Annotated in this window: 21 protein-coding genes; 9 read left to right on the plus strand and 12 right to left on the minus strand. The window is 50.6% G+C overall.

Annotated elements, in window-relative coordinates; all coding sequences use genetic code 11:
* From RIC19_RS08520 to RIC19_RS08530, 3 genes are all read left to right on the plus strand, one after another.
* Nucleotides 1-437, plus strand: a 437-nt coding sequence (locus tag RIC19_RS08520) for a DUF4058 family protein (RefSeq protein WP_350177881.1), incomplete at its 5' end; no start/stop codon positions are given.
* A gap of 21 nt (nucleotides 438-458) precedes the next feature.
* Entirely contained in the window at nucleotides 459-2096 is a 1638-nt protein-coding gene (locus RIC19_RS08525) for a S8 family serine peptidase (RefSeq protein ID WP_350177882.1), read from the plus strand.
* A gap of 86 nt (nucleotides 2097-2182) precedes the next feature.
* A complete protein-coding gene (locus tag RIC19_RS08530) occupies nucleotides 2183-2581 on the plus strand; it encodes a ribosomal maturation YjgA family protein (RefSeq protein ID WP_350177883.1) in 399 nt (132 codons plus the stop codon).
* A gap of 85 nt (nucleotides 2582-2666) precedes the next feature.
* Here the strand turns inward: RIC19_RS08530 and RIC19_RS08535 are convergent, their stop codons facing one another.
* From RIC19_RS08535 to RIC19_RS08560, 6 genes are all read right to left on the minus strand, one after another.
* Nucleotides 2667-5900: a S41 family peptidase gene (locus tag RIC19_RS08535; RefSeq protein WP_350177884.1), complete on the minus strand. Its 3234-nt coding sequence runs from the start codon at nucleotides 5898-5900 to the stop codon at nucleotides 2667-2669.
* 31 nt (nucleotides 5901-5931) lie between these two features.
* Entirely contained in the window at nucleotides 5932-6510 is a 579-nt protein-coding gene (locus RIC19_RS08540) for a DUF3299 domain-containing protein (protein ID WP_350177885.1), read from the minus strand.
* A complete protein-coding gene (locus RIC19_RS08545) occupies nucleotides 6500-6925 on the minus strand; it encodes a MerC domain-containing protein (protein ID WP_350177886.1) in 426 nt (141 codons plus the stop codon). Before RIC19_RS08545 ends, RIC19_RS08540 begins: the two co-directional genes overlap by 11 nt.
* A gap of 15 nt (nucleotides 6926-6940) precedes the next feature.
* On the minus strand, nucleotides 6941-7675 hold the full coding sequence (locus RIC19_RS08550) for a hypothetical protein (protein WP_350177887.1): 735 nt from the start codon (nucleotides 7673-7675) through the stop codon (nucleotides 6941-6943).
* Between the two features lie 69 nt (nucleotides 7676-7744).
* Entirely contained in the window at nucleotides 7745-8938 is a 1194-nt protein-coding gene (locus RIC19_RS08555; protein WP_350177888.1) for a GTP-binding protein, read from the minus strand.
* A 12-nt stretch (nucleotides 8939-8950) separates the two neighbouring features.
* A complete protein-coding gene (locus RIC19_RS08560) occupies nucleotides 8951-9586 on the minus strand; it encodes a DUF1826 domain-containing protein (protein WP_350177889.1) in 636 nt (211 codons plus the stop codon).
* A gap of 181 nt (nucleotides 9587-9767) precedes the next feature.
* Here RIC19_RS08560 and RIC19_RS08565 point away from each other — a divergent pair, with 181 nt between their 5' ends.
* Together RIC19_RS08565 and RIC19_RS08570 are read left to right on the plus strand one after the other, a co-directional pair.
* The gene (locus RIC19_RS08565) at nucleotides 9768-10118 is read left to right on the plus strand and encodes a DUF3299 domain-containing protein (RefSeq protein ID WP_350177890.1); all 351 of its coding nucleotides are present in this window, start codon (nucleotides 9768-9770) and stop codon (nucleotides 10116-10118) included.
* Nucleotides 10115-10564, plus strand: a complete 450-nt coding sequence (locus RIC19_RS08570; RefSeq protein ID WP_350177891.1) for a hypothetical protein — start codon at nucleotides 10115-10117, stop codon at nucleotides 10562-10564. Before RIC19_RS08565 ends, RIC19_RS08570 begins: the two co-directional genes overlap by 4 nt.
* A 348-nt stretch (nucleotides 10565-10912) precedes the next feature.
* Here RIC19_RS08570 and RIC19_RS08575 read toward each other — a convergent pair whose 3' ends face one another.
* From RIC19_RS08575 to RIC19_RS08600, 6 genes are all read right to left on the minus strand, one after another.
* Complete coding sequence (locus tag RIC19_RS08575; RefSeq protein WP_350177892.1) at nucleotides 10913-12523, minus strand: T9SS type A sorting domain-containing protein; 1611 nt, start codon at nucleotides 12521-12523, stop codon at nucleotides 10913-10915.
* Between the two features lie 114 nt (nucleotides 12524-12637).
* Complete coding sequence (locus RIC19_RS08580) at nucleotides 12638-13609, minus strand: hypothetical protein (protein ID WP_350177893.1); 972 nt, start codon at nucleotides 13607-13609, stop codon at nucleotides 12638-12640.
* A gap of 676 nt (nucleotides 13610-14285) precedes the next feature.
* Nucleotides 14286-15344, minus strand: coding sequence for a hypothetical protein (locus RIC19_RS08585; RefSeq protein WP_350177894.1), 1059 nt, complete (start codon nucleotides 15342-15344; stop codon nucleotides 14286-14288).
* A gap of 536 nt (nucleotides 15345-15880) precedes the next feature.
* Nucleotides 15881-17185 carry a hypothetical protein gene (locus RIC19_RS08590; RefSeq protein ID WP_350177895.1) on the minus strand — a complete coding sequence of 435 codons (1305 nt, stop codon included), beginning with the start codon at nucleotides 17183-17185 and terminating at the stop codon, nucleotides 15881-15883.
* Nucleotides 17172-17723: an RNA polymerase sigma factor gene (locus tag RIC19_RS08595; protein WP_350177896.1), complete on the minus strand. Its 552-nt coding sequence runs from the start codon at nucleotides 17721-17723 to the stop codon at nucleotides 17172-17174. The genes RIC19_RS08590 and RIC19_RS08595 overlap by 14 nt, the downstream gene beginning before the upstream one ends.
* Before the next feature lie 9 nt (nucleotides 17724-17732).
* Entirely contained in the window at nucleotides 17733-18323 is a 591-nt protein-coding gene (locus RIC19_RS08600) for a hypothetical protein (protein WP_350177897.1), read from the minus strand.
* A 277-nt stretch (nucleotides 18324-18600) separates the two neighbouring features.
* Between RIC19_RS08600 and RIC19_RS08605 the strand changes: the two genes are divergently transcribed.
* The 4 genes from RIC19_RS08605 to arsB all read left to right on the plus strand — a co-directional run bounded on the left by RIC19_RS08605 (nucleotide 18601) and on the right by arsB (nucleotide 21186).
* Nucleotides 18601-18927: an ArsR/SmtB family transcription factor gene (locus RIC19_RS08605; RefSeq protein ID WP_350177898.1), complete on the plus strand. Its 327-nt coding sequence runs from the start codon at nucleotides 18601-18603 to the stop codon at nucleotides 18925-18927.
* A 100-nt stretch (nucleotides 18928-19027) separates the two neighbouring features.
* The gene (locus tag RIC19_RS08610) at nucleotides 19028-19480 is read left to right on the plus strand and encodes a DUF6428 family protein (protein WP_350177899.1); all 453 of its coding nucleotides are present in this window, start codon (nucleotides 19028-19030) and stop codon (nucleotides 19478-19480) included.
* 21 nt (nucleotides 19481-19501) lie between these two features.
* Complete coding sequence (locus tag RIC19_RS08615) at nucleotides 19502-20131, plus strand: low molecular weight phosphatase family protein (protein ID WP_350177900.1); 630 nt, start codon at nucleotides 19502-19504, stop codon at nucleotides 20129-20131.
* Nucleotides 20128-21186 (plus strand): ACR3 family arsenite efflux transporter, encoded by a 1059-nt coding sequence (gene arsB, locus RIC19_RS08620; protein ID WP_350177901.1) that lies wholly within the window; start codon nucleotides 20128-20130, stop codon nucleotides 21184-21186. Before RIC19_RS08615 ends, arsB begins: the two co-directional genes overlap by 4 nt.
* Nucleotides 21187-21188: the final 2 nt, after the last annotated feature.

The raw sequence follows: 21188 nt of genomic DNA on the forward strand, positions 1-21188 counted from the left end.
TAGTGGTGCAACCACCTTCCTTCTCTGTGGAGGTTTTAGGCCAACCCCAACGGTATGTAGCCATACGAGATAAAGATGATAGTTTGGTCACGACCATTGAAATCCTTTCTCCTGCCAATAAAACGGGGGACGGCTACGAAGACTTCCGCCGCAAGCAAGAGCAGCTTGCCGAGAAAGGAATCCACTTGGTCGAGATCGATTTGCTGACAAAGGGCAAACGCCGCTGGCGGGACGAGCGGGTCGACCAAGCCGATTATGTGATGACTTTGCAGCGCGTCGGTAGCAGCATTGCCAACGTCTGGGCAGCCACTTTGGGGGAAGCCCTGCCTGCCATTCCTATCCCCCTGATTGCTCCGGATGCGGATGTGCCGCTGCCGTTGGAGCATATCTTGCAGGAGTATCTGGAGAAGAGTGGGCTTGGGGAGCGATTAAAGTAATGTACCTTAAAAAAAACGATCATGCCTTTATCCGCTAGGCTTCTTCTGGTTTTTTTATTGGGGCTTCAAAATGGTTTGGCACAGTTGCCCTATCCTCAAGACCGGCTTATTATCCAATGGCAGAATACACGTGATTTTAACGTTCAGCAATGCCTGGAAAGACAGGCGTTTGGGCATAGCCAAGTTGATGCGCTCACCCAACGCTGGGGCCCGTTACAGATTCAGCGTACGGGCAACCCTCATCATCAACGTACCTACTGTCTGGTTTTTTCTAATCCCATTCCAGTGCAATCAGTAATAACCGCTTTTGAACAGACCGGGCTTTTTGAGTTCGTGGAGCCTGATTTTATCGGTTATGGATGTGGCGCGAAGTCCTCGCTGGATTCTATACCCGATGACCCCTTTTTTCACCTACAATATCAATGCTTGAATACGGGGACCAACTTTGACACTCTACCCATGAAAGCTGATGCCGATATGGATATGGAATTGGCCTGGGAGTTGGAAACGGGTTCCGACGAGGTTGTGATTGCCCTGTTAGACAGCGGTGTAAAGCTTGACCATCCCGATCTGCACAACCGATTGTGGAGCAATCCCCGAGACACGCTTGACGGTATCGACAATGACAACAACGGATACATTGATGACTATCAGGGGTGGAATTTCATCAGTCAAAACAACAACCCTAACGACAGAAATGGCCATGGCACCCAGATGATGAGCCTAATGGCTGCCGAAGCGAATAATCAGAAGGGATTGGCAGGGATCGACTGGCATTGCCGGGTGATGAACTGCCAGGTGTTGAACCGGAATAATTCTGGTATGCACAGCTGGTGGGCGGAAGGACTTTACTACGCTACTGATATGGGGGCAGACATCATCAGCCTATCCTTGGGTGGAGGCAACACTTCTCAACTGCTGGAAGAAGCCATTCAGTATGCGAGCGAGCGTGGAGTTGTCATCCTCGCTGCTATGGGTAACTTCGATACCGATCTACCATTTTACCCTGCCGCCTATCCAGAGACCATCGCCGTGGGCGCGACTAATGCCTCAGATCAAAGGGCAGCCCCTTTTTTCCAAGGCGGACTGACTGGTAGTAACTACAATACTTACATTGACGTGGTTGCCCCAGGAGATTACCTCTACGCCCTCTCCCATGAGCAAGATACTTTTACTTATTTGCTTGATGCCGGCACTTCCCAGGCATGCGCCATGGTTTCCGGTGTATGTGGCCTGCTGCTTGCGCAAGACACAAGCCGTTCCCAAGCAGATATTCGGGAGATACTGCATACTACGGCGGAGGATCAGGTTGGCGATCCCGCAGAGGATACCGCCGGCTTTGATATATATTATGGATATGGCAGGGTAAATGCCCACCAAGCCCTGCTTTATTCCTCCATCGACCCAGTTGACTCTTCCCATACAGACGACTTGCCACTGCTCTTATTTCCCAACCCTGCCCGTGACTATCTTTATATTCAGGGAGCCACGCCTGAAGGCACTGTAGAGGTGTATAATGTATTGGGACAAAACACCCTGAGCCTACATCCGGGAACTATGGGAGAGGTGGATGTCAGCGCTCTTCCAAACGGTTGGTACTTAGTGCGGTATTCACCTGCAGAAGGAAGCTCACGGGAAGCGCCTTTTATCAAGCATTGAGGTCGGTATCTATTCGGCTATCTACCTTTCACCTACTAAATTGGAGAAGAGTGGGCTGGAGGAACACAGCCCAACATCATCTGCTAATGGCAATCAAGCGAAACCGAATACTTTACCTTTTCTTTATTATCTGTACGATCGGTCTTGGGCTCGCATCAAGGGCTCGTTTTATCCCGGAGCTAATCTATCCCTACTTAGGGGATGTATTTTATGCCTTAATGATCTTCTGGATCATTGGCTTTCTATTTCCCAAAATGAGTTCGAAGAGAGTCACGTTGATCAGTATTCTCACTTGTTTTTTGATCGAATTCAGCCAGCTGTATCATGCGGAATGGATGAATGAAATCAGAAGTACCAGGCTTGGAGGGTTGATTCTGGGCTTTGGATTTCTTTGGAGGGATTTGGTTAGTTACACTGTAGGAGGGATGATCGGTTATGGTTTAGAGTATATCCTGGAAAAGTGCTCCAAAAGTAGAAAACACTAGAAGCACAGCCATTTGTATTTTGTTGTTCTTGGTTTTCATGTTGCTTTACTTCGGAACTCGTAATGTTTCACAAGCTCTGCGATTGTTAGTTTTTCCGGTTGTTTTTAAAGGACTTATCCGGATAGTCCGGAACAGGCGGGACTGCTCCTGGACCCTCGGCGATCTTCTCTCGCAACAGCTTGATAGCTGCGTCCAGCTGCGCATCTTTCCCATTAAAAGTTTCATGCGGCAGATTATCCAGTTCAATATCTGGTTCAAACCCACGCCCCTCTACCAGCCACTCCCCTTCCGGGCCGTAAACCCCGTGCATAGGTGCAGTCATCACCCCCTTGTCGGTCAATTTATTTTTCTCATTCAGCCAGACCTGGCCACCCCAGGTTCGCTTACCGATAATCGTCCCTAACCCAAGTTGCTTGATGCCGATTAGGAAAGATTCGCCACTGGAACCCGTTCTTTCATTGGCTAAAACCACGATGTGCCCGCTGAAAGATTGATCCATCCTACAGTAGGGCTCGCCGGTTCTATCCTTTAAATACATGAAGGGCTGCCGTAGCAATTTTTCTAAAATTATCGCATCGGTATAGCCCCCAGCGTTGAAGCGTGCATCAATGATCAAGCCCTTTTTATGAATGACGGGGAAAAACTCGCGATAGAAATGCCCAATATCCCAATTCCCCATTGCATTCATGTGCAGATAGCCAATTTGGTCATTGCTTTCTTTTTCCACCTTTAGCCGATTGTGGTATTCCCAGTCCATTGTCCTCAGCCAGTAAGAGCCTCCTCGCGGCTTAACAACGACCTCTTTGCTTGTATTTCCCCTTTTGATGGTTAATCTAAGCTGCTTTCCGGCCTGATTGCGGAGCAATGCCCCTAAATCTATGGCTGATAGAGCATCTCTGCCGTTTACTTTGGTAATGATGTCCCCTTCCTGTATATCAAGATAGGGGTCTTTCAATGGGGATCGCCAATCGCCAAAGTCAGCATAATCCGGGTCTCCTTGATAGATGTAGTCGATTCGGTATCCCCCATTGGCCTCATCCCGGCTTGTGTTTGCCCCCAAACTTGCCACGCCAATGTATTGGTCATCGCTGGGTATATCCCCACCACCTGCATTTGCGTGTAGCACCGACAACTCTCCAACCAAGCGTGCTAATACCTGGTTTAATTCATTTCTGGTGGCCACGCGGTCGACCAATGGCAAATACTTTTCATACATCGCCTCCCAATCCACGCCGTGCATATTCTTGTCGTAGAAGTAATCCCGCTCCATGCGCCAGGCGTCTTTGTACAGTTGTTTCCAGTCTTCCCTCGGGTTGATTGAAAATTTGCATCCGCTAAAATCAATCTTGCCCGCATTTAAGTTTACGCTCCCTGTACCTGCATCGACCAGGTGGTATGAATCCCCTTTTTCAATGAGCATTTTCTCGCCATTCTGCGTCAATTCGAAGCTAGTAATGCCCGAAGCCATATCTGTGAGTTTGGCATCTTCATTTGTGATCTTAACTGCTTTTAGATGTGAGTTGGAGCCTGAGCCGGTTTCCTCTACCAGCAAATAAATGGCCTTATCATTGACTTCCAGATCATTATAGTTTCCTTCAGGGATGGGCACTTTGATATTTCTGGATTTAATCCCCTCCTTATCGATGGCAACGATCAAGGTGTCAGTAGTAGCCTCATCTTCTTTACCTTTACCCATGAGCTCGTCTTTTTCCCGGAAAGGCGACCGGTAGCTCTGTTTCAAAGGAACGTGATAAGCACTTTCGCTTTTGTCCCAATACACGCCACCCAGTCTTGCATCCCGGGGAGACCCCATCAAGTTTTGGAAGCCCCGGTCAGAAAGGAAATAGATGAATTTCCCGTCCGGGCTCCACTCCACGCTGTGGTTATTCGACCGGTCGGTGGTCAGGTCGAAAAGAGAACCATCATTCACGTTATACACCTTGATTTGGTACATCCGATTGGAAGCCCGTTGCACAAATGCCAGCCATTGATTATCCGGTGACCATGAAAAATCCCGAATGCCTTGTTGATTGGTGGATATTAACTTGCTGGCTCCGGTATTTATATTGAGCACGTACATATTGTTTTCAACATCGTCATAGGCTATCCATTTGCCATCCGAAGAAGGCACCCCTTGGTACCTAAGCCGTTGCCCATCCGTGGTAATGGGGCTTGCTTCACCTGAGCCATCTGCGGGCAACTGTACAAATTCGAACTCCCCGCTCTGATCCGACAAGGTGATGAGGTGCTCCCCATCATGCGAAAAAACGGCATCACGGTTCCGGATGACCGTATCGTCCTGTCCGGCAAAGCTAAGCGTCCGCCCGCCCGCCACAGGAACAACGAATACCCGGCCTCTTGCGGTGACTACCACTTGGTCGCCCGCTGGATTTGGGTGTACTGAGGTGATATACTTCGAGGGGTTTTCTACCCATGTTTCCTGCAGATGCTCCAAATCGGAGACTAACCGAATATCAATCTTATTGTAATCGCCGGAAGCAATATCCAATAGCAAAAGGTCAGCGGCGTGCTGGTAGACGATTTTGCCATTATCCAGATTGGCAGAGCGCACATCAAATTCAGTATGCCTGGTGTGTTGTTTCAAGCCTTGGCCTTCCGCATCCATCGACCAGATGTTCTGTATGCCATCCCGGTCGGTGATGAAGTAAAGCCTGCCTTCGTGCCACATCGGGTTGAAACTTTCCCCCAAGTGGCCTGTCGTCAGCTTAACCGCCTCGTTTTGTCCGTCATACTTCCAGATTTGACGGGCGGTGCCCCCCTGGTATCGCTTGATATTCTCATTAAAGTCGGGCATTTGGACGAAGAACCATACCCCATCTTCATTTTGAATGCCATGATAAGCAGAAGACAATGGCACTATGGACCGCTGTTTTGTTTCCAAATCAAGTGTTAGCAGCTGTGAGGTGGGCAGCTTGCTAAATTCACCTGCGCTGTAAATTACTTTTCCATCGGGTGTCCAGCCTACTGCCTTTGAACCTTCAGAATAGGTCCGGCGGGTGGGTAATCCCCCATCCAATGGCATGGTGTAGACCTCTGCAGGCCCTTCGTAGGTAGCGGAATAAGCCATGGTTTTGCCATCAGGAGCGATAATAGGGTTCTGCTCTTCCTCTGCGTGGGTGGTCAGCCGCTGTGCCAGCCCTCCCTCAATGGGGACTTTCCAAATATCCCCTTCTGCGACAAAGACGATGGTATTGTCGTGAAGGTCGGGGTACTGGTAGTACCCTTCAAACCCTTGGGCTGGCAATTGTGCTAAGCTGATGAGCAGGCTCAGTACGGAGGGAAGGATTATGGCTATCATACTGGCGTACTTCCTGTTGCCAGCTCTTTTTTCAATCCACAACTTCTGCATCTTCCAGGATATAATTTAAGTAATCAAAATCATCACGATTCAGCCGAAGCCGTCCCCGGAAAACCGTTGTCTCATCCATATCGAAATGGCGCTTTTCTCCTTCTTTAAGCAGTACGTCCATCACCGTCTCTGGCCCGGCGCCTCCGCAAAAGAAGCATTGCTTATAAGGGTTGGCCGACAGGATGGTGAAGGGGGCGTCAGGATCACCCATCGGGATGACGTAACCTTTGATCTGCACCGGCTGCCCTTCTAATGCCTGCACCGTTTTACTAAAATTTGGCACCGGTACCTCTGCTTCCAGTTCGCCACTGAACTCCCATTCAAAAGTGACCTGAGCCAGCGTTTTCCAGCTCAAGAGCAGGTAGCCGTTTTCCCATTCGTAGGCTGTGCTGTCTTTCGGGGTTTTGGCAGTAGCTTTTGGTACCTCTTCTCCTTCCGGCACCGGCCAGGCATCTAAACTACGGCTATGGCCTGCCTCCTCCGGTTCGGGCCGGGAACAGGCAAAAAGCCCCAACAAAAGCAGCAACAAAAACTGGTTATCAAGCTTTTTAAGACTCATCTGCTGCATTTTCCACCCGGCAAAGACGGCACTGCCGGTGGTTGTACCAATGCAGCCCAATCAGGGCAAAAGCACCTACGTACATGAAGGCATGGCTCAGGATATGCAGGTGCAGGGTTTCTGAAAGGATCACTGCTGCAATAACCGACCAGGCAGTCCACATCCCCCACTTTACCCACTTAGCAACCACCTGCTTTGAGGTGTAGCGTATGGCTACGAAGGCCAACAACAAAAACGCCCAGTCTAAAACAGCCCAATACCAAGGCAATGCTGACTCACCGACCGCGTGCTGCCCGAAGTGAGCGGAGGCCTGAGCGGCAAAAAGCAATGGCGTTACCGCGCAATGTACTGCGCATAAGCTGCTTGCCCATACGCCAATAATATCTGCATTTATTTTTTGAAGCGATAACGCCATGACTAACCTCCGTTTTTAGTTTTTGAAAGCAATGACCAAAAATTCCGCTGCAGTCGTACCGGTATTGGACAAGCTATGCATGCAGGCTTCGTGCCAGTGGGCTTCGCCGGCTTCGAAGCTATTCCCGCCTGTGCCGTTTTTATCGGAAGCAAAGCTTATCGTATAGTCATTCAGGGAATAAATAACCCGGTTCGCTCCGGCATGCTCAGGAATCTCTGCCCCGGCTTCCAGCGTGACTTTGGTGACTTTGGTATGCTCATTCTCAAAGAGGATTTCCGCTTTATCCGGGCTGACCTCATTTACGTCCTTGCTGAGGGCTTTTTCTGCATCACAGTCGGGCAGTGCTTCATCGGTCCGCATAGCTACAAGAAACATGGCTTTATCCTGCCCAATATTTTTTGCAGCGTGGGTACCTGCATCGTGCCAGTGTACATCTCCGGCTGACCAAGCTTTCTCAGTGGGCTCGCCTTCCTCTTCCCGCCAGCTCATTTTGTAATCGGTCAGCGAGTAAACGACCCTTGGTCCGCCTTCGTGCAAAGGCTGATCAGCACCCGGGGAAAGCGTCATTTTCTTCACCCGGACGTAGGCGTTCTCAAAAACTGTAGTCGCCATCCGGCTCGGCAGCTCCGTATCTGCTTCCTGAGACAGCGAGTCTGTTACTGTTTGTTCCTGTTGATTATTCGTTCCTGAGGATTGGCAGCTCCAAAGAAAGACCAGGAAGGATGCCGCAATAAATAGTTTGACTTTCATGTCTGTTTAGTTTTGATGAATGACCGGAATATAAATGCAACAGGGTTGCAAATCAATGAGCTTTCTCATCTACCAGACCGGCCAGTTGTCTGCGAATGCTTTACCCCTTTCCCAGTCCTTCACCTCCTCATCGGTTAGCAGGCATGCCGAGAGCGCCGAGCGGATTTGTTGCTCCTCCATATCCTGCCCAATCAGCACCAGCTCCGTTTTGCGGTCGCCCCAGTCTGCATCCCAGCGGCTTTCAATGAACTCCTTATTTTCAACAAAAGCGGGGTGGTTGATCCGTTGGCGGTAGGGCATGCCCGACCACCAGACCCCAGCCTTTTCAGCGCGTAGTGAGCCCCCGGCCTGACTCCAGTTCATGGCATCATCCGGGCGGGAGGCGATCCAGAACAAGCCTTTGCTGCGGACGACCGTGCCGGGCCAGTCCCGGTTGAGGTATTGCCAGAAGCGCTCCGGGTGGAAGGGGCGGCGTGCCCGGAAGACAAAAGAGGAGATGCCGTATTCCTCGGTTTCGGGTGTGTGCTCCTCGTACAGTTCTTTGATCCAGCCGGCAGATTGGCTGGTACGCTCGTAATCAAAAAGCCTGGTATTCAGGATTTCAGATGGAGCGACCTGACTGTGCTCCGTACGGATAATTTTGGCATCCGCGTTGAACTTACGGATGAGCGCCTCAAGTTCCTGCGCCTGCTGCTCCGTCACCAAATCCGTTTTATTGAGCAGTATGACGTTAGCAGATTCAAGCTGGTCAACCAATAGATTGACAATCGTGCGCTGATCGGTGGGGTCGTCATTGAGCTCGCGGGAGAATATGGTATCTACGCTGCCAAAATCCCGGTGAAAGTTGAAAGCATCTACTACGGTAACCAGAGTATCCAGCTCACTAACTTCTGACAAATTGACCTTTAGCTCTTCACTATCGAAGAAGAAGGTCTGCGCAACGGGCAGCGGCTCAGAAATCCCTGTACTTTCAATCAGCAAATAATCAAAACGCCCTTCCTGTGCCAGTTGGGCGACCTCCTCAATCAGGTCTTCCCGCAGGGTGCAGCAGATGCAGCCGTTGCTCATTTCCACCAGCTTCTCCTCGGTGCGGGACAAGGTATTGCCCTCCTCCACCAGGCGGGCATCCACGTTCACTTCGCTCATGTCGTTGACGATCACCGCGACTTTTAGCCCTTCTTTATTGTGAAGGACGTGATTGAGCAGGGTCGTTTTGCCTGCCCCCAGAAAGCCGCTGAGAACCGTAACTGGTAATTTTTGCATGATTTGTTTTTTTTAAGAAAAGTTAAATGCCCCTCCGGTGTCAATACGCAACAGTAAGCGGGCCTGTCCGGATTGCTGCACCGCCGGGCTGCGGTGGAGAGCTGCTCCGTATTGGCTGTGCTCATGCAGTGCCCCTTTGATCAGCAAAACCTCACCAGTATCCGCCTGCAACACTCCATCGGGGTCTTTGACCATTTCTTCATTCGTACCCTTGGCTACTTTATGATGGTCAATCGCATCGGGCCGCACCCACAGCGTTCCCGGGCCGTGGTAGGTGCAAAGCAACCGCAGCGTATTGATATCAGTGTGAAAGCGGCGGCACATGTCCTTCTGTACTTTTCCGAAGAAGAGCCGCAAGGGCTGGTGCTCCATCAAGGCTGCAAACCACTTCGCCTGACTCAGCACTTCTGCTTTGAGTAAAGGGTGGATACCGACCTGCTCAAGTTGTGTTGGCAATTCTTCCACCGGCCCGGAAAACCGAAAGCATTCCCAACTGCTATTTAGCAAGTCAAGTGACGCTTCCCTCAGGGAGTCCGGCAGTACTCGGCGCCAGACGCCTGTCTGGTATTCTGGTTGATGGATAGACTGCAGTCCGGAGCGGTCTTCGCTTTGCAGGCAGCCTGTAACGGACACGGTTTCATTGAGCATGGGCAATAGATTTGATTTATGCAACGTTGTTGCAAAAGTAGAAATCAATTCCCATATTTGCAACGATGTTGCATAAAAGAAGAGAAGAATGCGAACCCTTTGCTGTTTTACACTACTGACCTGCCTAGCTGTCTCGCTAGCCTCAGCCCAAGAAAACATTGACTGGAAGCTGCTGTCAAAGGTGAAGTTCAAGACCGACTACATCGAGGATTTGGGGGCTTACTACATGAAGCCCAAATTCAGCAAAGAGGTGGAGGAATACGAAGGGAAGGAGGTGGTACTTTCGGGCTATTTTATTCCTTTCAATGAGCAAAAGATGTTTTTCATATTGTCCCGTTATCCATTATCTTCCTGCTACTTTTGCGGGTCAGCCGGGCCGGAGTCGGTGGTGGAGCTGCAGCTTAAACCTGAAGCGGTGCGGCGATTCCGCATGGATGAGCAACTTACATTTAAAGGTATACTGGCACTAAACGTCCACGACTTGGACCATTGCAACTACATTTTGAAAAACGCAGAACCTTACACGCCATGAGAACAGCATTTCTATATCTACTGCTCCTAAGCCTAACCGCTTGCGCATCTGGCGAAGCCACTGACCCTAAGCTCGAAGAAGCCGCCGCCCTGCATGACAAAGCCCTGCAAGCGGAGGAAGCCCTACGCCCGCTGCTCGACAGCCTGGAGCAACGCCACAACCAAATCAGTATTCAGGGCCGGGCGCTGACGGAAGCAGAACGGTCGTTTGTCCAATCCGTAAGCGCACTGCAACAGCGTTTTGAACGGTGGAAGGAGGAGCGGATCGAGGTTCCGGGCCACGAGCACACCCACGATCATGATCACGATCACGGACATGGACACACCCACGGCAAAAAAATGCCGGAAGCGACGCCGGAGCACATGCTGAACATTCAGCGGGAGAGTTTGGACAGCATTCTGGTGCTGAAGGGGGAGGCAGAGGTCTTGGTGAAAGAGAACCTGTAAAAAGGTGGGGTTCCACTCGGGAGTATTCGAAAATGTATGTCTCACCCGGAAGCGCAAAGGTCGCAGAGGTTGACCGCCAGTTGATTGGCATAACGAGCGTTTCCGCAGACACCGCTAAATGTATACTCTCTTCCACTCAGTATCGAATAACATAGTAAACTGATGCCACGGAGTGCTCCATAGCATAAAGTACCTAACTATAAACATAGCTTTATTGCAATATTGCAATATTATTAGAAAAAAGTGCCGAGTCTTCTTATCAGTATCAACTGCTAAATCGGAACTACAGCAAAAATCAGCCTGCCACCGCAGGCAGAAAGTGGCAGGCATTAATTCAACAGAAGCCTTTTACCCCCCAGCCTTCACCACCCGCTGCACGCCCAGCGGCACGCCGCTCTGCGCATCGCTCATCCGCAGCAGGTAGATGCCGGGCGGCAGGTGTCCCAGTTGCAGCGCACCGTTCTGGGCCTCGTAGCGCCCGTACGGACGGCCGTCCATGCCAAATACCTCCACGCGCATGGGCCGGCCTGGCGGGTTGGGCAGGCGCAGCTCATCGGTGAAGGGGTTGGGATGGAAGGTGGGGGGCGTTTGGACCTGCCCCAGGCTGGTAGTGGAGCTGATAATGCCCCCTGGAGCGACTTTATAAAGCCTTAGCTCTACATCTTCATCAGATGATGATGCCCTGACCATACAAACAAGTAGCAACTGCCCGTCCTCGGTAGGGTATATCTCAATAGGGACGTGCCCGGGCAGAATATAGCCCTGCCGCCAGAGCAGTTCCTCCTCGCTGCTGTAGCGGAAGAGGTAGAGAGTGGTGTCGGTGCTGCCTTGCCAGTCTCGGGCTATATAGGAAAAGCTGCCGTCGTCGTGGAAAGCAAATGGGCTTTTGCAGCCTGGCCGAACACCGCACTGCGGCAGCTCAAACCGTGGGGTTACCTGCTCAAAGGTGGTTGCATCCCGGATGTCGATCATGACCGAGCGGTTGTCCGGGCAGTTTAGGTCAGGCACGGTGACTTGGGTAGTGTAAGTCGTGAACAACTTTCCGTCGTGAAAATCCCCCATTGAGCCTGTGAAAAGGCCTCCTGAAACATAAATGTCGAATGCATAGGCTGCTATAGCCTGCCCGGAGAAGTCAAATTGCCCAACCTCCACGCCAGGAAGCGCACCGCTGCCGGGGGGAGGTGGTGGGCCTTCTACCGCGCCAAAGACAAAAAAATGCTGTCCTGTGAACGCACAGGAAAGGAAAACATACTGTACATCGTCTTCATTTAATTGAATAGTCTCGCTGTTCCCGCTGCCATCCAAGTTTAGCTTTTCAAGTCGAGCACGTGGTTTGATAGCGACGATCTCCAAATCATTATCATAAGTAACCGCCCAATAATCCAAAATTGAGAACAATGTATCTTCAATGATCCAGTTTCCCTGCGGGAAATAAGATAGGCTGTAAGGCAGATGCCCATTGGTCAACTTGGTAGACCATAGAGTATTATCCATGTCCGGAAAGATATCGAAGGTATGAAAGTCGACCAGCTGCAAATTCCCGTCGTATTCCGCAGCAAACCGGCGCTGCGATGAGGTAATCTCATTGAGGTTTTCGTTCCCTTCGGTAAGCAGCTCAAAGCTCAAATACCGATGCCCTGTAACCATAAATCCACCATTTTCTATAGGGACAATATCATAAACGGAATAAGCAAAATCATCGTCCGGCAAGGAGACGGAATCTACGGCTTCCCCTTCTGCATTAAGCTTAAAAAAGGTCTGGTCAAAACGTTCTTCTGCCTCAATATACGATGTGGAACGGTAAAAAATATAGCCACCTTCGATCGGGGTGGAATGAAAGTAGCTGCTTGATTCCAGTCCATTGAGGTTTGAAAACGGTACCAAAGGCTCCTGCGCCCAGCCAGCTGTGGCAAATGTGAGGGCCGCAATAAATAGAGAAAATGGTCTGAAAAAAGCCATAAGCGTATGGTTTGAGCCCCGGCCGGAGGGTTCCTGCCGGGGCTGGTTACAGTTTTTTGAAAAAGTACCGCCTGCCTGATCACCAATCGATTCTCCAAGCAAGCTCAGGGTTTTCTACCCCCCAGCCTTCACCACCCGCTGCACGCCCAGCGGCGCGCCGCTCTGCGCATCGCTCATCCGCAACAGGTAGATGCCGGCCGGCAGATGGCCCAGCTGCAGCGCCCCGTTTTGGGCTTCGTAGCGCCCGTGCGGCCGGCCGTCCATGCCGAGTACCTCCACGCGCATGGGACGGCCTGGCGGGGCAGGCAGGCGGAGCTCGTCGGTGAAGGGGTTGGGATGGAAGGTGGGGGGCGTTTGGACCTGCCCCAGGTTGGTGGCGGAGTTAATAATGCCTCCTGGGGCGACGTTGTAAAGCCTCAGCTGTACCTCTTCCGCCCCGGGAGATTCTCCGACCAGGCAGATAAGTAGCAGCTTTCCATCTTCGGTAGGGTAGATTTCAATAGGCGTATGGCCGGGCAGAATATAGCCCTGCCGCCAAAGCAGTTCCTGCTCGCTGCTGTAGCGGAAAAGGTAGAGAGTGGTGTCGGTACCACTTTGCCGGTCTATGCCTACATAGGAAAAGCTGCCGTCCTCAAAAATAGCGAAAGGTCGCTTGCATCCAGGATTGACCGGGCTTGGTAACTTGAAGCGAGGCGTAGTGGGCGCGAAGGTGTCAGCCTCGCGGATATCTATTACAGCTGTCTCTCCCTCGAAGCCTGGCACGGGGACTTCTTCGCTCACAATATAAGAAGTATAAAGCTTCCCATCGTGAAATTTGCCGACAGAGCCAAGCCCGAAAGCGGAGCCCGCATTATCGTAGGTAAATAAAGCCTCTGCTTCCCCGCCCGTCAGCGTGAAACGGCCAATCTGCTGGCCGTTCAGTACTCCGCCGCCGGGCAGGGTAGAGGCGCCCACACTGCCAAATACGTAAATATGCTTGTCGGTAATCTCCGAAGAACGGAAAGTACCAACGTTTAGCAACGGCAACCCTGATCCATAGTCTGTACCATCCAGCCCCATCTTTTCGACTTGATAAAACCTTGACAAGTTTACTAAGTCTATATTTTCGTCATAAGTGGCTAGCCAATAATTCCCTGCCATGTACATTGTATCACCAATCAACTTGGCAGTACCAGGATAGTATACTGCAACATCAGAGGAGCCGCTGATATACAACTGGGACCAGAGTGTGTTTCCTATTGAAGGAAAAGGATCAAAAGTATTTAAGCTAGTTAGGTTCAAGCTTGCGTCATACTCTGCGATAAACCGGCGCTGTGATGAGGTGATTTCATTAAGGTTTTCGTTCCCTTCAGTAAGCAGCTCAAAGCTGAGCGTCCGGATACCTACTACCGAAAAGCCTCCATGACCCATCGGAAGCAACGCGCTAATTGAATAAGTGAAGCTGTCTCTGGGCAAAGACACAGAGTCTAGGAGCTCCCCGGTAGGAGATACGTGGTAAAAAGTGCCGCTCAGTGCTTCATCCTCACTAAAAAATATAGGGCGGTAAAAAACATAGCCGCTATTTATCGGAATAGAATGAAAATAGAGACGCCCCTGGGAGCCATCAATTTCAGAAAATGGCACTAAGGGCTCTTGCGCTTGGCCAGACATAGCAAATGCCAAAGCTGCACTAATTAGAAAAAGTGGTCTGAAAAAAGCCATAAGTGTATGGTTTGGGCCCCGGCGGGAGAAGCTCCTGCCGGGGTAGAGTTGGTTCAATAAATTAAAACTCCTCGAGTTCGAAGTCCGGAAGTATAATACTCATTGCAAAAGCATAAAAATGATACGTAGGATGCTCTTGTACCTTTATGATGCCAGGCCCCGCTGGGGGATCTGGCTGCTCTGTGCCACCCCAGTCGTTTCGCACATTAGTTGCAATAAGTGTCAACGGCAAAGTGCTACTACTTTCCTGATTGACCCTAGGGATGTAACGCTCTCCCACAAACCTATTTGATTCAACGTAGTTGGCAAACTTAGTCAAGGAGAAACAGTGCTCATCTGGCTCAGGCCCTCCAAATTCCGCATCAGCGTGTATTTTGTACTGGCCTTTGAGCGGGTAGTCAGTAGGCGTGTTGCCCAAATCCGTACTGTTCTCGAAATCTGCCGGATTGAAAAAAGTGCTTACTGTAAACAAAGGCGGCCCAGCTCCGGCTAAGGGGAAATTTATTCCTAGAAAATTAGTTTGCACAAATTCGATCGGCCCCATGATGATGGTATTCGGCTTTTCCAGCGGGTTGCAGCAGTTGATTGGCGAAGGCGGTAGGTTTTGCAGGAAAAAGCCGAGCTGTGAATTGACAGCTTTGCCAATTTCTTCCTCAGCAGAGGGTGGGCAGGTAACTGTTTGGTCAAAGCCTGCATTACCTCTGGCCCACCGTAGCTCGGGGTGTGTTGGCATTGTTAGCTGGCTAATTTCCGTACTACCAATCTGCCCGGCAATGTATAGGAAAGAGCCCGAGGAGTCACTTACGGCTGCAAAGTCCAGAAACCGGAAATTTTTGTCCGTGCCGCTTACTGCATTGAAATGAGTAGTCAAAAGCTGTTTAACATCATTGAATACTTTAGCAGCTTGGGTGCCATTCCAAGTTGCCGGAAGAGCGGATAGAACAACTGAATCCCGGAAGAAATGGTACTCAGCAAAAGCCTTTGCCGGCCGGCTGAGATAAAAATTAGCAGTCATTTCCATCATCTCAATGGCATCTTGTGCATCAACCTGCTCCGTAAGACGGCTACCTGAACGCCAATCATCAAGGCTGTTCTTGAAGTCCATAATACTGTCAATCAAACTAACTACAACTGTTGTGTCGAGACCTGCATAATAGCTATCGCGAAATTCTAGCTGTACGGAGGGTTCAGTAGTTTCATTGAGTAACGACTCCTTCTCGCAACTCCAAAGCAGCGGCACTGCAAGCCAAAGGATTAAAAACCGGCTAAGCATAACCGCTGACAGGCTCCCCCCCCCCCAATTTTTGGAGTAAAAAACTGATAAATGCTTCATTTTAAAAAAATATTAATGGGTTTAAGAATACAAAATAGAGCGCAGGCATCCCTTAACCGCTACTCACAGATGTAATATTACCCGCCGTACAGCAGCTGAACAGCATACGAGCGCAAGCCAAAGATTGTGTTTATCGAAATCAGGGCTAAGCGCGCACCTAATCGCAATTTTAATTAATATCAAAATATGAAAAAACATTTTATCCGGCAATGGCTTTCCGCTTTTATGCCAAATGCAAGACAAAACAGCATTGTGCGGGGGCACAATGAGTTTGAGCGCGTAGTTGGCCAGGCCCTGCTGGAGCTTTTAACCGACAGCCCCCCCTACCACTTCGCCCGCCACCCCATTGTCAAGCCCATAGCTTCCGGGCGGAAAAGACTGCCCTGCACCAACCCTTCCTGCCGACTCAATGAACGGCGGTAGCCGCCCCGAACAAACAACCGCCCAAATCGCGCAGGTGGCAAAAGCACTTGCCCCTCCAGGCGTACTGCCCATCCGGTTTGGTATCGGGTACTGGCGTTTACCACAGTATACCCCTCGGTCAAATAACCGCCCAAACGCCAGGAAGACAAATTGAGGTCCACCCCGGCTTTACCTTCCAGTTGCCAGCCGGCTGCTGACCAGGTCCTGCCGAGTAGTATTGGCACCGACCAGGAGCGGAAAGTGCTATGTTGTTGAATATTTACCCTGCGGATGCCGGGTATAGAATCAGTGGTGGAAATAAATTCTTCTCCGGTGATGGTATTCCGAAAAATGGTATCTACGGTATTGGGTTGGTATAGCTGAACTGTTGAAGCCTCTTGCAACCGCTCGCGTTGCACCAGCTCTTCCATTTCGATGCCGGCCCAAAGGGTATAGGGTTGTTGCGGAAACGCGTACCCTATCCGGAGGCTTGGGGTAAGCCCGGTCATCGGATCAATGTTGGTAGTAGGCAACTTCGCACTGTAAATATCCGGGTTCAGATTGAAGGCAAACCCCATTCCGGCTTCCACAATCCAGGGGCGGCGAACAGCCTGCATTTCCGGCACTTCCGGATAGGGGGTAGTTGAATCGAGGCTGACCACCGCTTCCGGGGCCAACGCTTCGATTTGATTTAGCAGGTCTAACCCTACCTTTTTATTCAGTGTCTCACCAGCTGACGCTGCCTGACTATCTTTTAATTCATTTAAGGGATTTACTCGTGTTGAAGCGGTCTGTGACTTAGATGATACTGAGGCATTAATCACCGTTGAATTGGGCGAAGGAACAGGTATCTTTGTGCCGCCTTTCGCTTTTGGATCATCCGCTGGAGGGACAATGCCCTTCGTACCTTTAGCCACCCGTATTTCCTCCGGCATTTCTGTTATGGATTCCGCTACAGCTGAATTCTCACCTACTAAATGACCGGGCACCGGGAAATACCCCAATTCGGCCCTCCCACCGAAGAGGCTGAAGTAACCGATAGCCGCCATCACCGATATACCAACCGGCAGCCACCACCAGAATAGCAGTCGCCGCCGCTTTTTCTGCTCCAGACCTGCCCTGATGTTTGGCCCCATTTGTTCCCAGCTCAGGTTGGCAGGGATATCTGTTGCTTTGTGCTGGCCCAGCTTATCGTTGAGCCCGCCTCGTTGATCAAATGTTTCCATAATGACCCTTTATTTTTTGTGCTTCCAACGCTTCTCTCAATAGTTTTTTGGCGCGTGATAATTGCGACCGTGACCCTACCGGGCTAATGTCCAGCATCTTACCAATCTCCTCGTGGCTGTACCCGTCCACCACATAAAGGTTGAACACCGTACGGGCGCCTGCCGGCAATTGGGCAATCAGTTCAAGCAGATACTCCGCATCAAAGTGCGATAAATCGATAGTCGTTGTTCGGGAAGATTGTTCCGAAAGCATGAGCTCCTCCGCCCGCAGCCGCTGTTGTTTGCGTTGAAAAGCTATAGTTTTATGAATCGCTAATCCTCGAATCCAATGGTGTAAATCCCCTTTATTGGGGTCAAATCGTTCCAGCCCCTGGAATACCGCAATAAAGATATCCTGAACTAGGTCACTTTGTTCAGCCTGCTCTACACCAAACCGACGTACAATTGTAAGTACGTAGGGCAAATAGTGCTCATAAAGCTGCTGCTGCGCCCGGGCGTTGCCTTTTAGGCATTTTTTGATGAGGGTAGCGGTATTCATGGGCGCTCCTTATTCGCAGTCCTCGTAAGGCATGCTGAAAGCAGCTGTGTACTCACCAACGTAGACAAAACCGCTGCAAGGCAAATCATTACCTAAAGGGCCGTCTATTCTGAAAAAGTCGCCGGTAAACGTCCCACTGATTTCGGTTTCAGTAATTTCTGTAATCGTTAATTCTGCTGTTTGGTACTCACAACCACTACCAGGAGATATTAGGCCTAATAATACCATAGGCTGCCCATCGACTTCTGTAGTAATACCCACCGTAGTGACGTATTCCTCACCCTCGAATACGTAAAAATCTAAGACAAAGAAATTGGAACCATTATAACTTGTACTATATGCACTTCCGCCCTCGCATATGATAGTACCAGAGGTTAATGCATAGGAAGTAAAGTTATTTGCCCCAATAAACCGCTTTGCGGAGCCTTCAGACACAAAGATGTCCTCTTCCTGCGCTTTCAGGGCGAAGCCTTGTTGGTACTCCACCTCGGCGGGCGTGATCTCTTCGGGGATTTCAGTGATTTCATTGAAATTTTCCCGCTCGCAGTTGGTCAGCGATAAAAATGCGACTAAGCAAAAACAGATTGTAATTCGTTGCATGATCATTGTTTTTGCTTATCTATTGTGGATGGCTACCCTAAACGTTGCAGCGATTTTCATTTTTTCTCATTTTTTTTTAAAAAAAGAGGAGGGACACCGTCTTTACTACCCTAACGACACTCTTCGGCGGCGGTAATTATCGAAGAGCATAATGGAAAGCATCTCCTTATTGTTGCAGTTGGGCAAGTTCTCAGACTACTTCCCGAAAAAAAGAGCCAAGAGCTATGCACTTTCAATACTTTATTGCAATATTGCAATATTAATAAAACTAGAAATTATGGGCTTAACCAAAACCGAGGGTTATACACAGGCTCAAATCGAGCTGGCCACCGTTGCCAAAGTGCTGGGCCACCCGGCACGCATCGCTATCGTGCAGCATTTGCTGGAGATCAACGCCTGTATCGGCAATGACCTGATGGATGTACTGCCCCTCTCCCAGCCTACTATCTCCCGCCACCTGGCAGAACTGAAAAAAGTTGACATTATTCAGGGCACCATTGAAGGCTCAAGCATGCACTACTGCATCAATGCCCACCGCTGGCTCGAAATCCGTCAGATGCTGGGCGGGCTGCTCGGTATGGAGCCGGGGGAGCAATGCTGTTGAAACAAGTACCAGTTTTGCCAGGATGATTAAAATGACCCTGAAAATTAATATAGCAATATTGCAATAAAGTTATCTTTGAATCATAAATTCCTTTATTCCTATGACAGTTTCTGAATTTAAAACCCATCTTCAATCCGTAGACCAACTGATTTTCCAACAGCCCAACGGGCAAGTCGTACCGCTGCATTTTCACATCACAGAGATGGGGCTGACCACCAAGCACTTTGTTGACTGCGGTGGCACTACCCGCACGGAGGCGCACGCCAGCCTGCAAATTTGGGTGGCCGAGGACTACGACCATCGGTTAAGCCCGGACAAGCTGATCGGCATTATCGATATGGCCACTCCTCTGCTTCAGGAGCAAAATCCGGAATTAGAGATTGAGTATCAAACGGATACCATAGGACGGTATGCGCTGGACTTCAAACAGGGAAAATTTGTGCTGATGCCAAAGCAGACCGACTGCTTGGCTAAGGAAACGTGCATGCCCGAAATAGCTTCGCTGCCTTTGTTCGCTGCCAACAATTGTGCACCGGGCAGTGGCTGCTGCTAAAATTCAAAATTGAAGACGACCATGGGTTTATTACCAAAACTGAAGGCTTACGCCGAATCGCTATTGCAGGAAGCTCAACAGATACCGGACGAACGGAAAGCACTGCTACAACAACTTGCGGATTATCTGGTCCAGTCAAAAAGTACGCCGGTGAAACTAAATTTCATTTGCACCCATAATTCCCGCCGCAGTCATATCGCTCAGGTTTGGGCGGCAGCGGGGGCAGTGTACTTCGGTACCCCGGGCGTGGAGACTTACTCTGGCGGCACAGAGGCTACGGCTTTCAACCCACGGACGGTGGCGGCACTGCAACGGGCGGGCTTCCAAATCCACAACCCGGGCGGGGAGAATCCGCATTATCAGGTTGCTTTCGCGGAAACGCAGGCCCCACTGATCTGCTACTCCAAGACTTTTGATGCGCCGGTCAATCCTCAATCCGGGTTTGCAGCCATCATGACCTGTTCGGATGCCGACCAGAACTGTCCTTTTATCCCGGGAGCAGCTTTCCGCCTGCCGCTAACCTACCATGACCCTAAGGCTGCCGATGGCACACCGGAGGAAACGGCCCGATACGACGAGCGCGTCCGGCAAATTGGGCGGGAAATCCTGCACACTATGCAATTGGCAGCTCAAAAAATGAAATCCGCATGACTTCAAAAAGCATCACCAAGCCCCGCAAAAGCCTTTCCTTCCTTGACCGCTACCTGACGCTTTGGATTTTTCTGGCCATGGCGGTGGGCGTCGGGCTGGGCTATTTCCTGCCCGGCACGGCCGATTTTGTGAATACCTTCTCCCGCGGTAGCACCAATATTCCAATCGCCATCGGCCTTATTTTGATGATGTACCCGCCCCTGGCAAAGGTCAACTACCGCATGCTGCCGCAGGTCTTCCGCAATGTAAAAATTCTGGGCTTGTCGCTTTTCCTCAACTGGATCGTGGGGCCCATGCTCATGTTCGTACTGGCTATTGCCTTTCTACGCGACTACCCGGAGTATATGACCGGGCTCATCCTCATCGGGCTGGCGCGATGCATTGCGATGGTGATTGTGTGGAACGACCTGGCGGAGGGCAGCCGGGAGTACGGGGCCGGGCTCGTGGCGCTGAACAGCATTTTCCAGGTCTTTTTCTACAGCTTTTACGCCTGGCTGTTCATTACGGTATTGCCTCCGGTATTGGGCTTCGAAGGAGCGATTGTGAATATCTCTATCGCTACGGTGGCGGAAAGCGTAGCCATCTACCTGGGCATCCCCTTCCTGGCGGGGCTGCTGAGCCGCGTGCTGCTGGTACGAGCCAAAGGGGAAGAATGGTACCAAAATAAGTTTGTGCCCGTGATTTCCCCCATAACCCTCATCGCCCTGCTCTTTACTATCGTAGTCATGTTTAGCCTCAAGGGCGAACTGATCGTGGAAATACCGATGGACGTAGTACGCATTGCAATTCCACTGCTGATTTACTTCGCCCTGATTTTCCTGATCAGCTTTTTTGTGGGGAAGTGGCTGGGCGCAGACTACCCCCGCAACGCTGCGGTCGCCTTTACTGCAGCCGGAAACAACTTCGAGCTGGCGATTGCCGTAGCGATCGCGGTCTTCGGGCTGAATTCCGGGCAGGCCTTCACCGGGGTGATCGGGCCACTGGTGGAAGTGCCGGCTTTGATTGGATTGGTGAATGTGGCGTTTTGGCTGCGGCGGCGGTATTACACTACCTGAGT

Origin of the sequence: Phaeodactylibacter sp., assembly GCF_040219495.1 — a bacterium.
Taxonomy (GTDB): domain Bacteria; phylum Bacteroidota; class Bacteroidia; order Chitinophagales; family Saprospiraceae; genus Phaeodactylibacter.

Coding starts and splice junctions, on each gene's coding strand:
- RIC19_RS08525 (WP_350177882.1), top strand. CDS start 459: ATGCCTTTATCCGCTAGGCTTCTTCTGGTTTTTTTATTGGGGCTTCAA.
- RIC19_RS08615 (WP_350177900.1), top strand. CDS start 19,502: ATGGGTTTATTACCAAAACTGAAGGCTTACGCCGAATCGCTATTGCAG.
- RIC19_RS08595 (WP_350177896.1), bottom strand. CDS start 17,723: ATGAATACCGCTACCCTCATCAAAAAATGCCTAAAAGGCAACGCCCGG.
- RIC19_RS08535 (WP_350177884.1), bottom strand. CDS start 5,900: ATGATAGCCATAATCCTTCCCTCCGTACTGAGCCTGCTCATCAGCTTA.
- RIC19_RS08560 (WP_350177889.1), bottom strand. CDS start 9,586: ATGCTCAATGAAACCGTGTCCGTTACAGGCTGCCTGCAAAGCGAAGAC.
- RIC19_RS08570 (WP_350177891.1), top strand. CDS start 10,115: ATGAGAACAGCATTTCTATATCTACTGCTCCTAAGCCTAACCGCTTGC.
- RIC19_RS08530 (WP_350177883.1), top strand. CDS start 2,183: ATGGCAATCAAGCGAAACCGAATACTTTACCTTTTCTTTATTATCTGT.
- RIC19_RS08575 (WP_350177892.1), bottom strand. CDS start 12,523: ATGGCTTTTTTCAGACCATTTTCTCTATTTATTGCGGCCCTCACATTT.
- RIC19_RS08550 (WP_350177887.1), bottom strand. CDS start 7,675: ATGAAAGTCAAACTATTTATTGCGGCATCCTTCCTGGTCTTTCTTTGG.
- RIC19_RS08605 (WP_350177898.1), top strand. CDS start 18,601: ATGGGCTTAACCAAAACCGAGGGTTATACACAGGCTCAAATCGAGCTG.
- arsB (WP_350177901.1), top strand. CDS start 20,128: ATGACTTCAAAAAGCATCACCAAGCCCCGCAAAAGCCTTTCCTTCCTT.
- RIC19_RS08545 (WP_350177886.1), bottom strand. CDS start 6,925: ATGGCGTTATCGCTTCAAAAAATAAATGCAGATATTATTGGCGTATGG.
- RIC19_RS08610 (WP_350177899.1), top strand. CDS start 19,028: ATGACAGTTTCTGAATTTAAAACCCATCTTCAATCCGTAGACCAACTG.
- RIC19_RS08600 (WP_350177897.1), bottom strand. CDS start 18,323: ATGCAACGAATTACAATCTGTTTTTGCTTAGTCGCATTTTTATCGCTG.
- RIC19_RS08555 (WP_350177888.1), bottom strand. CDS start 8,938: ATGCAAAAATTACCAGTTACGGTTCTCAGCGGCTTTCTGGGGGCAGGC.
- RIC19_RS08540 (WP_350177885.1), bottom strand. CDS start 6,510: ATGAGTCTTAAAAAGCTTGATAACCAGTTTTTGTTGCTGCTTTTGTTG.
- RIC19_RS08590 (WP_350177895.1), bottom strand. CDS start 17,185: ATGGAAACATTTGATCAACGAGGCGGGCTCAACGATAAGCTGGGCCAG.